This window comes from Tabrizicola sp. T46, from assembly GCF_057219895.1.
In genome coordinates, this window is sequence record NZ_JBXVVV010000002.1 from 389,434 (window position 1) to 401,521 (window position 12,088).

At 66.5% G+C, this 12,088-nt stretch carries 12 protein-coding genes; 5 read left to right on the forward strand and 7 right to left on the reverse strand.

The window, feature by feature from the left end; translation table 11 throughout:
* Positions 1-55: 55 nt before the first annotated feature.
* From AC2D9V_RS09465 to AC2D9V_RS09485, 5 genes are all read left to right on the forward strand, one after another.
* Complete coding sequence (locus AC2D9V_RS09465) at positions 56-748, forward strand: M48 family metallopeptidase (RefSeq protein ID WP_484713822.1); 693 nt, start codon at positions 56-58, stop codon at positions 746-748.
* 33 nt (positions 749-781) lie between these two features.
* Positions 782-1,429 (forward strand): GntR family transcriptional regulator, encoded by a 648-nt coding sequence (locus AC2D9V_RS09470; protein WP_484713823.1) that lies wholly within the window; start codon positions 782-784, stop codon positions 1,427-1,429.
* A gap of 131 nt (positions 1,430-1,560) precedes the next feature.
* A complete protein-coding gene (locus AC2D9V_RS09475) occupies positions 1,561-1,986 on the forward strand; it encodes a GFA family protein (RefSeq protein WP_484713824.1) in 426 nt (141 codons plus the stop codon).
* Positions 1,987-2,161: 175 nt separating this feature from the next.
* Entirely contained in the window at positions 2,162-3,073 is a 912-nt protein-coding gene (locus AC2D9V_RS09480) for a pirin family protein (RefSeq protein ID WP_484713825.1), read from the forward strand.
* Positions 3,074-3,104: 31 nt separating this feature from the next.
* The gene (locus tag AC2D9V_RS09485; protein ID WP_484713826.1) at positions 3,105-3,908 is read left to right on the forward strand and encodes a class I SAM-dependent methyltransferase; all 804 of its coding nucleotides are present in this window, start codon (positions 3,105-3,107) and stop codon (positions 3,906-3,908) included.
* 35 nt (positions 3,909-3,943) lie between these two features.
* Here AC2D9V_RS09485 and lpdA read toward each other — a convergent pair whose 3' ends face one another.
* The 7 genes from lpdA to sucD form a co-directional block, all read right to left on the reverse strand.
* Positions 3,944-5,332, reverse strand: coding sequence for a dihydrolipoyl dehydrogenase (gene lpdA, locus AC2D9V_RS09490; RefSeq protein ID WP_484713827.1), 1,389 nt, complete (start codon positions 5,330-5,332; stop codon positions 3,944-3,946).
* 22 nt (positions 5,333-5,354) lie between these two features.
* Positions 5,355-5,750, reverse strand: a complete 396-nt coding sequence (locus AC2D9V_RS09495) for an MAPEG family protein (RefSeq protein ID WP_484713828.1) — start codon at positions 5,748-5,750, stop codon at positions 5,355-5,357.
* Positions 5,747-6,163: a hypothetical protein gene (locus tag AC2D9V_RS09500; protein ID WP_484713829.1), complete on the reverse strand. Its 417-nt coding sequence runs from the start codon at positions 6,161-6,163 to the stop codon at positions 5,747-5,749. Before AC2D9V_RS09500 ends, AC2D9V_RS09495 begins: the two co-directional genes overlap by 4 nt.
* Complete coding sequence (locus AC2D9V_RS09505; protein ID WP_484713830.1) at positions 6,160-6,804, reverse strand: HXXEE domain-containing protein; 645 nt, start codon at positions 6,802-6,804, stop codon at positions 6,160-6,162. The genes AC2D9V_RS09500 and AC2D9V_RS09505 overlap by 4 nt, the downstream gene beginning before the upstream one ends.
* 88 nt (positions 6,805-6,892) lie before the next feature.
* Positions 6,893-8,143 (reverse strand): 2-oxoglutarate dehydrogenase complex dihydrolipoyllysine-residue succinyltransferase, encoded by a 1,251-nt coding sequence (gene odhB, locus AC2D9V_RS09510; protein WP_484713831.1) that lies wholly within the window; start codon positions 8,141-8,143, stop codon positions 6,893-6,895.
* A gap of 24 nt (positions 8,144-8,167) precedes the next feature.
* Positions 8,168-11,134, reverse strand: a complete 2,967-nt coding sequence (locus AC2D9V_RS09515) for a 2-oxoglutarate dehydrogenase E1 component (RefSeq protein WP_484713832.1) — start codon at positions 11,132-11,134, stop codon at positions 8,168-8,170.
* A 64-nt stretch (positions 11,135-11,198) separates the two neighbouring features.
* A complete protein-coding gene (sucD, locus tag AC2D9V_RS09520; RefSeq protein WP_484713833.1) occupies positions 11,199-12,083 on the reverse strand; it encodes a succinate--CoA ligase subunit alpha in 885 nt (294 codons plus the stop codon).
* Positions 12,084-12,088 lie beyond the last annotated feature (5 nt).

A 12,088-nucleotide genomic window follows, 5' to 3' on the forward strand; every position in this document is an offset into this window, starting at 1 on the left:
CTTTTGTCGCCGGGCGGAAATGGCTATGGTCGGGGAAGGTTTCAAGGGGTTTTCCATGCCGGTCCTGCCGGGCTCTCCTCCTGTCGAGGTGCATCTGAAGCGGTCGGCGCGGGCGCGGCGATTCTCGCTCAGGGTGTCGCGGCTGGACGGGAAGGTCACGCTGTCGATGCCGCTTCGGGCACGGGAGGGGGAGGCGCTCGCGTTCCTGAAGGGGCACGAGGGCTGGCTGCGGGACACCCTGCAGGCGATGCCGGAAAGCGCGGTGCAGGCGGTGGGGATCGGGTCGGTGATCCCGGTGGAGGGGCGGATGCTGACGCTGGTCCCCGGGGCAGGGCGCGGGATCAGGGTCGAGGGAGACCAGCTTCTGGTCCCAGGCAAGCCCGAGACCGCCGGCGCCCGCGTGGCGGCCTGGGCGAAGGCGTTGGCCCGGGACAGGCTGGCTGCCGCCTCGACCCGTTATGCGGGGCTGGTGGGCCGGAGCTACTCCAGCCTTGCCCTGCGCGATACCCGGTCCCGCTGGGGGTCCTGCTCGCCCGATGGGCGGCTCATGTATTCCTGGCGGCTGATCCTCGCGCCCCCTTCAGTCCTAGATTACGTGGCCGCGCATGAGGTGGCCCACCTGGTGGAGCTGAACCATTCCCCGGCCTACTGGGCGGTGGTGACCCGCGTCTGCCCCGGCTGGAAGGCGGAACGCGCCTGGCTTCATGCGCATGGGCAGGCGCTCCACCGCTTGCGCTTTCAGGATTGACCGGCACCGCAGCGGGGTGCTTCCCTGCCGGGCATGGTCACGACCCGTCCCACCGACCCCAACGCCGCCGCGCATGAACGGCTGTACCGCAGCCTGCGCCAGCAGGTCATGCATGGCGAGCTTGACCCCGGGCAGGCGCTGACCCTGCGGGGGCTGGGCAAGACCTATGGCGTCTCGATGACCCCGGCGCGTGAGGCGGTGCGGCGGCTGGTGGCGGAAGGGGCGCTGACCTTGTCGTCGTCGGGGCGGATCTCGACCCCCGCCCTTTCGCCCGAGAGGATCGAGGAACTGGCGGCGATCCGGGCGCTTCTGGAGCCCGAGATGGCCGCACGTGCGCTGCCCCGCGCCCATTTCGCGCTGATCGAGCGGCTGGCGGCGATCAACATGGCCAACGGCGAGGCGGCGGTGAGGGGCGATGCGGTGGCCTATGTCCGCACGAACCTGGAGTTCCACCGGACGCTCTACCTGCGGGCCCAGACCCCAGCGATGCTGGCGATGTGTGAAACCGTCTGGCTGCAGCTGGGGCCCACGATGCGGGCTGTCTATGCCAGGGTGAAGCGGAGGGAGCCGCCGCAGCACCACCGGATGATCCTTGCCGCGCTGAAGGCAGGGGACGAACCGGGCCTTCGGTTGGCGGTCCGGACCGACGTGACCCAAGGGCTGCGGCATCTGGCTGGGTGAGTGACCACAGTGGTCAAATTTGACTTATCGTTTCAAATCAGTGTGTTGATCGTGGTCATTAGGGTTTTCGTCATGATTTCGTCCAGGCCCGCCACAGGCCGTGGCGCGGCAGACCGGAAAGGGTCCTGACAATGGATACGGACGACGACGTGCTGAATGCCGCCTGCCATTGCGGGGCGGTCGCCTTTACGGTGCGGCTTGCCGGGGGGCTGGCCAGCGCCCGGCGCTGCACCTGTTCCTATTGCCGGATGCGGGGAGCCGTCGTGGTTTCGGCGCGGCTGGACGGGATCGCGTTCCTGCGGGGCGAGGACAACCTGACGCTCTACCAGTTCAACACGCGGACCGCGAAGCACTGGTTCTGCAAGACCTGCGGCATCTATACCCACCATCAGCGCCGCTCGGACCCGACGCTTTACGGGATCAACCTTGCCTGCATCGAGGGGATGAGCCCCTTTGATCTTTCTGAGGTGCCGGTCATGGACGGGGTCGCGCATCCGTCGGACACCGGGAAGAACCGGGTGGCGGGGGTCCTGCGGTTCGTGCCGTCCGGCACCTGACCTTACCGCTCGTCGTCGACTTCGTCGCTCCTCGCCGAGGGCCAGCCGACGAGAAGACGAAGTCGCACGAGGAGGCGCGTCCGGTGCGCCCTCGCACAATTGGCCCCAAGATTTGCGCATTGGCCGATGACGCGTTTCGCCCCATCTTCAGCGCAACGCAATTCAGGAGGCCCCCATGTCCATCCGTCCCGTGATCGAGACCCGCCGCGCCCAGCCGCATATCGAAGGGGCGGGCGTCCACCTGCACCGCGCCTTCGGGTTCCAGGACCCGACCGAGGCGGACCCGTTCCTTCTGTTCGACGATTTCCGGGGCGATCGGCCGCGGGATTACATGGCGGGCTTCCCCTGGCATCCGCACCGGGGGATCGAGACGATCACCTATGTGCTGGCCGGGACGGTGGAGCATGGTGACTCCCTTGGCAACCGGGGCATCCTCGGGCCGGGGTCCTTGCAGCTGATGACGGCGGGGCGGGGCATCCTGCACCAGGAGATGCCGAAGGGCGATGCGATGGGCCGGATGCACGGTTTCCAGCTGTGGGGCAACCTGCCGAAAGCGCTGAAGATGACCGCGCCGCGCTATCAGGACATCGCCGGTACCGAACTGCCGGAGCGGTTCGAGGATGACGGCACGAGCATCCGCGTGGTGATCGGGGATTACCGTGGTGTCCGCAGCCCGGTCGAGGGGATCGCGGCGGAACCGCAGTACCTTGACGTATTTGTCCCGGCAGGCAAGCGGAAGACCTTCAAGGTCGATACCCGCCGCCGCGCCTTTGCCTATGTCTTCGACGGAGCGGCGAGCTTTCGGGACGCGGCGCGGCCCGAGGGCGTGCTGCTGGAGAAGGAAGTCGCGGGGCAGGAGGTTAACATCCGCGACCTTTCCGGCAATCGGACGCTGGTGCGCTTTGGCGCGGGCGACGAGGTGACGGTGACGGCGGGACCGGAGGGGGTGCGGTTCCTTCTGATCTCTGGCGCGCCGATCGAAGAGCCGGTGGCCTGGGCCGGGCCGATTGTGATGAACACCGAAGCCGAGTTGCAGCAGGCCTTCCGCGAACTTCGGAACGGCACCTTTATCCGCCCCGCGCATTGACGACCCGCTGGCAATTGACGCCTGCCCGGTGATGCTGCACCAAGTGCCGCAGCGCCGGTCAGGCGGCGTGCCGATGGAGAGTGCGTGGATGTATCTTAGGCCGCTGGGCGCGCGATACCGGGATTTTCTGACCTGGTTGCACAGTGAACTCCTGTTCGACTGGTACCTGGAGATCGGCTGCCGCACGGGCGAGTCCTTCGCCCCGGTGCGCAGCAAGACCATCGCGGTCGATCCCTTCTTCCGCACGTCGATCAATATCATCGGCCAGAAGCCGGCGCTGCATGTGTTCCAGTCGACCAGCGACGATTTCTTCGCCTCGGGCTTTCTGGAGCGCAACGGCATCCGGCTGGGCGCGAGTTTCCTGGACGGGATGCACCTCTTCGAATTCCTCCTGCGCGATTTCATCGGGACCGAAGCGGCAAGCGACCCCAAGGGGGTCATCATGATGCATGACCTTGTGCCGCATAACCTGAACATGACCACGCGGGACCTTTCGACCGTTCAAGGCCAGGCATGGACGGGCGATGTCTGGAAACTGCTGCCGATCCTGCAGCGCTGGCGGCCGGACCTCATGCTGACCATGCTGAACCTGCGCCCGACGGGGGTGCTGTGCGTGTCGAACCTGTCGCCGGGGAACCGGGTCTTGCAGGACAACTACGACGCCATCGTCGCCGAGTTCATGGAGCAGGATATCGAGAGCTTCGGCGTCGAGCGTTACTTTGCCAGTTTCCGGTATACCGATGCGATCGCGATGAAGGAGGCGGGCTTTCCCTTGTTCCAGCCGGTTGCGCTGGATCCTTCGCAGGCGCTGGTGCCGCGGCTGCACAGCACCTGACCCGGCCCCCGTTGGGGACCGGGACAGCGGTGGCCTCAGGCGTGGATCGCGCCGTCGCCGCAGGCAAGGGCGGCTTCACGCACCGCTTCGGACCAGGTGGGATGGGCGTGGCAGGTCAGGGCGAGGTCCTGCGCCGATGCGCCGAATTCCATCGCCACGCAGATTTCGTGGATCAGGTCGCCTGCCGCCGGGCCGATGATATGCGCGCCAAGGATGCGGTCGGTCGTGGCGTCGGCCAGGATCTTGACGAACCCTTCGGCCTGGAAGACGGCCTTGGCGCGGGCGTTGCCCATGAAGGGGAACTTGCCGGCCTTGTAGGCACGCCCCTCGGCCTTGAGCTGTTCCTCGGTCTGGCCGACGTTCGCGACCTCAGGCGTGGTGTAGATCACGCCGGGGATGACGCCGTAATTTACGTGGCCATGCTTGCCCGACAGGATCTCGGCGACTGCCATGCCTTCATCCTCGGCCTTGTGGGCCAGCATCGGGCCGGCGATGGCGTCGCCGATGGCGTAGAGGCCGGGGATGCTGGTCTGGAAATGCGCGTCGGTCTTGACCGTGCCGCGCGGCCCCATCTCGACCCCCAGCGCCTCAAGGCCCAGACCGGCGGTATAGGGCTTGCGGCCGGTGGCAACGAGGACGACCTCGGCCTCAAGCTTTGCCTCGCTGTCGTCCTTTTTCAGCTTGTAGGTGACGGTTGCGCCCGTCTTGCCCTTGGTCACCGACTGGACGGCGGCGCCGAGGACGAATTTGAGGCCCTGTTTCGCGAGGATGCGCTGGAAGGTCTTAGCAACCTCGGCGTCCATGCCGGGGGTGATGGCGTCGAGGTATTCGACGACGGTCACCTCGGTGCCCAAGCGGGCGTAGACCGAGCCCATCTCCAGCCCGATGACGCCCGCGCCGATCACGACCATGGTCTTCGGGATCCTGCCCAGGGTGAGGGCGCCGGTGGAGGTGACGACGGTTTCCTCGTCCACCTCGACGCCGGGAAGGCTGGAGGCTTCAGACCCGGTGGCGATGACGATGTTCTTGGCCGAGTGGACCTCGTCGCCGACCTTGACCTGGCCCGGCGCGGGGATCGTGCCCCAGCCCTTCAGCCAGGTGACCTTGTTCTTCTTGAAGAGGAACTCGATCCCCTTGGTGTTCTGGCCGACGACTTCGGCCTTGTATGCCTGCATCTTCGCCCAGTCGACCGATGGTGCGGCGCCGATCAGGCCCATCTTGGCGAAATTCTCATGCGTCTCGTGCAAAAGGTGCGTCGCGTGCAGCAGCGCCTTCGACGGGATGCAGCCGACGTTGAGGCAGGTGCCGCCCAGCGTCTCGCGCCCCTCGACGACAGCGACCTTCTGGCCGAGCTGGGCCGCGCGGATCGCCGAGACATAGCCGCCGGGACCGGCGCCGATGATGATGGTGTCGAAATCTGCCATGGTTCTGTCCTTTCGGCGGCCGTCAGAGAAGGGCCGCCACGATCATCGTCAGGGTTGCAAGGAAGCCTACCGCCCAGATGGCCGAGCGCCAAGGGCGCCAGCCGAAGGCGTAGGCGGGGATGTAAAGGATGCGGGCCGCAAGGTAGGTCCAGGCCGCGTATTGGGTGACCGGGGTGGACTGGTTGCCCAGCGTCACGACCACGACGGCAAGGGTGAAGAGGATCAGCGCCTCGAAATGGTTGTTGAGCGCGCGCTGGAGGCGGCCGGTGACGGTGGACATTTCGCGGCTGGGCGGACGGTCGCGGGGGCTGGAGGTGTAGCCGACGCCCAGTTCCTTGTTGGCCGGGATGGCAAAGACGGTGAACTGCAGGGCCTGCAGGAGGCCGGCGAGTGCGAGGGCGGTAAGCTCGGACGTCATTGGAAGGCCTGCGGGAGTTTCAGGGCGAGGACGGTGAGGTTGATTTCGTAGTAGCGCTTTTGCCAGTCGGGATTGCCGTCGCAGAGCGCCTTCACCGCGTCAAAGGGCGTGTCGGCGGCGGGGAGCAGGTTTCCCGGTTCTGCGGCGGCCTCAAAGGCGGCGATGGCCTCGGACGGGATGGCGTTCGCTGCCAGGATGGCGGCGGCGTCGGTCACGTCGCGCTGCCAGTTCTGCAGGATCTGCGCGTGGGTGGCAGGGTCAAGGGCAGAGCAGGTGAGGAAGATGCGATGCTCGGCGATGGCCTGGGAGAGAAGGATATCGGCGGCGGGGGTGCCGGTGGGGATGATCTGGGCGGTGGCACCGGTCGCAAGGAGGGTGAGAAGCAGGATCGGCAGGCGGAACGGGCGGGTCAAGCGGCTGCCCTCTTCAGGTTCGTCCGGGCTCGAATGACGATGGCGGCGTGGAGCAGCAGGACGAAGATCGCTGCGGCTGCGTGCTGTCCGGTCGAGGCGGTCCCCGTCAGCAGGATTGCCGCGCCGAGGGGCAGGAACAGGATTGCGGCGGTCCAGAGGCCGGGATTGCCCCGCCATAGCGCAAGGGCCTGTGCCAGATGCCCGGCGCCGTTGATGAGCAGAAACCAGCCGGCGGTGACGCCCCAACCGGAGTCAATGCTGCGGGTGGCCCAGATCACGGCCGCCAGAACGGCCCAGACGCCGAGGATGTTGATCCAGAAGACGTCTGCGATGCCGAGCGCGGGGCCTTTGGCCAGGTCGTTGACGAAAAGGCGGAAGCGGTCGGCGTCGTGCTCTTCGTACTGGTGGAGCATGTAGGCGGGGAGGGTGAGCCAGGTCAGGCGGTCTGGGAAGGGCCAGCCGGCGGTGAGGATCGGGGTCAGGGCGAGGAGGACGAGCGCCGCCAAGGTGCCGCCGTAGACCCAGTTGGCCTGGAGACGCTGGAGCATGGTTTCATCTGGCGTGCCCCCCACCCCCATCCCCTTCCCACGGCGGGGGAGGGGATGTGCTTCGGGCGCGGTGATGGGGGTGGGTCGGGTCATCACGGGATCCGGGTTGGGCTGGCGTAGGGTGCGTTACAGCGCACCATCCGGAGGTGCGCTGTAGCGCACCTTACGATGTCGACGCCGCTTACAAATCCATCAGTAGCCGACGCGGGTCCTCCAGCGCCTCTTTCACCCGCACCAGGAACGTCACCGCCCCTTTGCCGTCCACGATCCGGTGGTCGTAGCTGAGCGCCAGGTACATCATCGGGCGGATGACGATCTGGCCGTTTACCACAACCGGGCGGTCCTGGATCTTGTGCATCCCAAGGATGCCGGACTGCGGGGGGTTCAGGATCGGCGAGGACATCAGGCTGCCGTAGACGCCGCCGTTCGAGATGGTGAAGGAGCCGCCCTGCATCTCGGCCATCGAAAGCTTCCCGTCGCGGGCGCGGAGGCCAAGCTCGGCGATCTTCTTCTCGATCGCGGCAAAGCCCATCTGATCGGCGTCCCTTACCACCGGCACCACGAGGCCGGATGGCGTGCCGACGGCGACGCCCATGTGGACGTAGTTCTTGTAGACGATGTCGCCGCCGTCGATCTCGGCGTTGACCTCGGGGACTTCCTTCAGCGCGTGGCAGCAGGCCTTCACGAAGAAGGACATGAAGCCGAGCTTCACGCCATGCTTCTTCTCGAAGGCGTCCTTGTATTCGTTCCGCAGCGCCATGATGCCGGACATGTCGACCTCGTTGTAGGTCGTCAGCATCGCGGCGGTGTTCTGCGCATCCTTGAGCCGCCGGGCGATGGTGGCGCGCAGGCGGGTCATCTTCACCCGCTCCTCGCGCGCGGCATCCTCGGCCGGGATCGGCGCGCGGGGGACCGCGACCGGGGCGGGCGCCGGGGTCGGGGCCGCGGCGGGCGCGGGGGCGGCGACGGCCTTGGCCACATCTTCCTTCATGATCCGCCCGTCGCGGCCGGTGCCCTTGACCGCATCGGCGGAAAGTCCGGCCTCTGCCATCGCCTTCTTCGCCGAGGGTGCGTTCTCGACATCGGCGCGGGGGGTGACTTCCTCATGTCCCGCGCCAGGTGAGCCGACGGCGGCGGCGACCGCGATCTTCGGATCCTCGGTCTTTGGCTTCTGGGCGGTCGGCACCGCGGCGGCGGCCCCTTCGGTCACGATGGCAAGGCGGGCATTTGCCGCCACGGTCGTGCCTTCCGGGGCGATAATCTCGGCCAGAACACCGGTCACGGGGCTGGGAACCTCGACCGAGACCTTGTCCGTCTCAAGCTCGCACAGCATTTCGTCCTGCTTCACCGCGTCGCCCGGTTTCTTGAACCAGGTGGATACGGTCGCCTCGGACACGGATTCGCCAAGGGCGGGAACCATCACGTCAGTCATTTCAAAGTCTCCGGTCAGGGCGTGTCAGAGGCCCAAGGCTTCTGCGACGAGGGTTTGCTGTTCATGCTTGTGGCGCGAGGCAAGGCCCGTGGCCGGCGAGGCCGAGGCCTTGCGTCCGGCGTAGGACATGCGGGTCGGCTTGCCGCGAACCTTGGTCAGGATCGTTTCCATCTCGGGCTCGATGAAGGACCAGGCGCCCTGGTTCTTCGGCTCTTCCTGGCACCAGATGAAATCGGCCTTCGGGAAGCGGGCGAGTTCCTGGCCGAGAGAGATGGTCGGCACCGGGTAAAGCTGTTCGACGCGCAGGAGGTAGACATCGTCCAGTTTCTGCGCGTCGCGTTCGGCCAGAAGGTCGTAGTAGACCTTGCCGGAACAGAGGACGACGCGCTTGATCTTGTCGTCGGCCTTCAGCTTCTGCGCTGAGTTGCCCTTCTGCGCGTCGTCCCAGAGGACGCGGTGGAAGGTCGAACCGTCGGTGAAATCCTCGGCCTTGCTGACCGCCATCGGATGCCGGAGAAGCGACTTCGGTGTCATCAGGATCAGGGGCTTGCGGTAGGTCCGGTGCAGCTGGCGGCGCAGGATGTGGAAGTAGTTCGCCGGGGTGGTGCAGTTGGCGACGATCCAGTTGTCCTCTGCCGAGAGTTGCAGGAATCGCTCTAGGCGAGCGGAGGAATGCTCCGGCCCCTGGCCTTCGAACCCGTGCGGCAGGAGGACGACGAGGCCGGACATCCGCAGCCATTTCGATTCGCCCGAGTTGATGAACTGGTCGATCATGATCTGCGCGCCGTTGGCGAAGTCGCCGAACTGCGCTTCCCAGAGGGTCAGGGCGTTCGGTTCCGCAAGGCTGTAGCCGTACTCGAACCCGAGGACAGCGTATTCCGAGAGCATCGAGTCGATGACCTCATACCGCGCCTGGCCGGGGCGGATGTGGTTCAGGGGATAGTGGCGCTCTTCGGTGGTCTGGTCGATCCAGCCCGAGTGGCGCTGGCTGAAAGTGCCACGGGTGCAGTCCTGGCCGGCGAGGCGGACGTTGAAGCCCTCGACCTGGAGCGAGCCGAAGGCCAGCGCCTCGGCAGTCGCCCAGTCGAAGCCCTGGCCCTTGGCGAACATCTCGCGCTTGGCCTCAAGCTGGCGGGCCACGGTCTTGTGAATGTCGAAGCCTTCGGGCACGCGGGTCAGGGCCGCGCCGACCTCGGCCAGTGTCTCGGCCTTGATCCAGGTTTCGCCGCGCTGGTAGTTGTTCAGGTCCTTGGTCTCAAGGTTCTTCCAGCGGCCATCCAGCCAGTCGGCCTTGTTCGGCAGGAAAGCCTTGCCGGCCTCGAACTCCTCGTTCAGGCGGGCCTGGAAGGCGGCTTTCATGTCCTCGATCTCGCCTTCCGGGATCAGCCCGTCGGCGACGAGGCGGTCGGTGTAAAGCTGGAGCGTCGTCTTCTGCTTGCGGATGCGGTTGTACATCGCCGGGTTGGTGAACATCGGCTCGTCGCCTTCGTTGTGACCGAAGCGGCGGTAGCAGAAGATGTCGATGACCACGTCCTTGTGGAACTTCTGGCGGAATTCGGTGGCGACGCGGGCGGCATGGACCACGGCCTCGGGGTCGTCGCCGTTGACGTGGAAGATGGGCGCCTCGACCATCAGGGCGATGTCGGTCGGGTAGGGCGAGGTTCGGCTGAAGGCGGGTGCCGTGGTGAAGCCGATCTGGTTGTTGACGATGATGTGGATGCAGCCGCCGGTGCGGTGGCCCTTGATGCCCGAAAGCTGCAGGCATTCCGCCACGACGCCCTGGCCCGCAAAGGCCGCGTCCCCATGAAGGAGGATCGGCAACACCGCGATGCGTTCGGCCGCGTCGTTCATCTGGTCCTGCTTGGCGCGCGCCTTGCCGAGGACGACGGGGTTCACCGCCTCGAGGTGCGAGGGGTTCGCGGTGAGGGAAAGGTGGACCTTGTTGCCGTCGAACTCACGGTCCGAGGAGGCGCCGAGGTGGTATTTCACGTCGCCCGAGCCGTCCACATCCTCGGGCTTGTAGGACCCGCCCTGGAATTCGTGGAAGATCGCCCGGTAGGGCTTTTGCATCACGTTCGCCAGGATGTTCAGGCGGCCGCGGTGCGGCATCCCGATGATGATTTCCTTCACGCCAAGCGCGCCGCCGCGCTTGATGATCTGCTCCATCGCCGGGATCAGCGCCTCGCCCCCGTCCAAGCCGAAACGCTTGGTGCCCATGTATTTGACGTGAAGGAATTTCTCGTAGCCCTCGGCTTCAACGAGCTTGTTCAGGATGGCCTTGCGCCCCTCTCGGGTGAAGGCGATTTCCTTGCCGTAGCCTTCGATCCGTTCCTTCAGCCAGCCGGCCTGTTCGGGGTCGGAGATGTGCATGTACTGGAGCGCGAAGGTCCCGCAGTAGGTGCGCTTCACGATGTCGATGATCTCGCGCATCGAGGCGTGGGTCAGGCCCAGCACGTTGTCGATGAAGATCGGGCGGTCCATGTCGGCTTCGGTGAAGCCGTAGGACTTGGGGTCAAGCTCGGGCTGGTTGCCGCGCTCGGTCATGCCCAGGGGGTCGAGGTCGGCGGCAAGGTGGCCCCGGATCCGGTAGGCGCGGATGATCATCAGGGCGCGGATCGAGTCGAGGACGGCGCGCTGGATCTGTTCGTTGGAGAGCGTCACCCCCGCCTCGGCAGCCTTGGCGGCGATCTTCTGCCCGGCGGCCTTTGCTTCCTTGGCGGGCGGCGGGGCGGCCCATTCGCCGGTGAGGGCCGCGGTCAGGTCATCGGCAGGCTGCGGCGGCCAGTCGGCGCGCGCCCAGGAGGGGCCGGATGCGGCGCGCTTTGTGTCGACCTCGCTATCGCCCAGGGACTGGAAGAAGGCGGCCCATGCCGGGTCGACGGACGCGGGGTCCGCGGCATGGCGGGCGGCCAGCTGGTCGACGTAATCGGCGTTGGCCCCGTCGAGGAAGGACGAGGCGGCGAAGGCGGCGGCGGGGGATTGGTCGGTCATGACGGGTTTCCTTCATGGGGCGGGGCGTCCCCCGCCGGGAAAGTGAGTCGGGGAGACCCCCGACCTACGCCTCGATTGCTTTCAGAACCGCTTCACCGAGGCCCGCCGGGCTGTCGGCCACGACGATCCCGGCGCTTTTCATCGCCTCGATCTTCGACCCCGCGTCGCCCTTGCCGCCGGCGACGATGGCGCCGGCATGGCCCATGCGGCGGCCGGGGGGGGCGGTGCGGCCGGCGATGAAACCGGCGGTGGGCTTCCAGCGGCCCTTCTTCTTTTCATCGGCGAGGAACTGGGCGGCGTCTTCTTCCGCCGAGCCGCCGATCTCGCCGATCATGATGATCGAATGGGTCTCGGGGTCGGCGAGGAACATCTCGAGCACGTCGATGTGTTCGGTGCCCTTGATCGGGTCGCCGCCGATGCCGACGGCGGTGGTCTGGCCGAGGCCGACGTCGGTCGTCTGCTTCACGGCCTCATAGGTCAGGGTGCCGGAGCGGGAGACGACGCCCACGGAACCCTTGGAGAAGATCGACCCCGGCATGATGCCGATCTTGCATTCGCCGGGGGTCAGGACGCCGGGGCAGTTCGGGCCGATCAGGCGGGACCTCGAGTTGATGAGGGCGCGCTTCACTTTCATCATGTCGAGGACCGGGATCCCTTCGGTGATGCAGACGATCAGCGGGATTTCAGCGTCGATCGCCTCGAGGATCGAGTCGGCAGCGAAGGGCGGCGGCACGTAGATCGCGGTCGCATCGGCACCGGTCTTGGCGACGGCCTCATGCACGCTGTCGAAGACGGGGAGGCCGAGGTGTTCGGTCCCGCCCTTGCCGGGGGTCACCCCGCCAACCATCTGTGTGCCATAGGCGATGGCCTGTTCGGAGTGGAAGGTGCCCTGGCTGCCGGTGAAGCCCTGGCAGATGACGCGGGTGGATTTGTTTACGAGGACGGACATTCTTT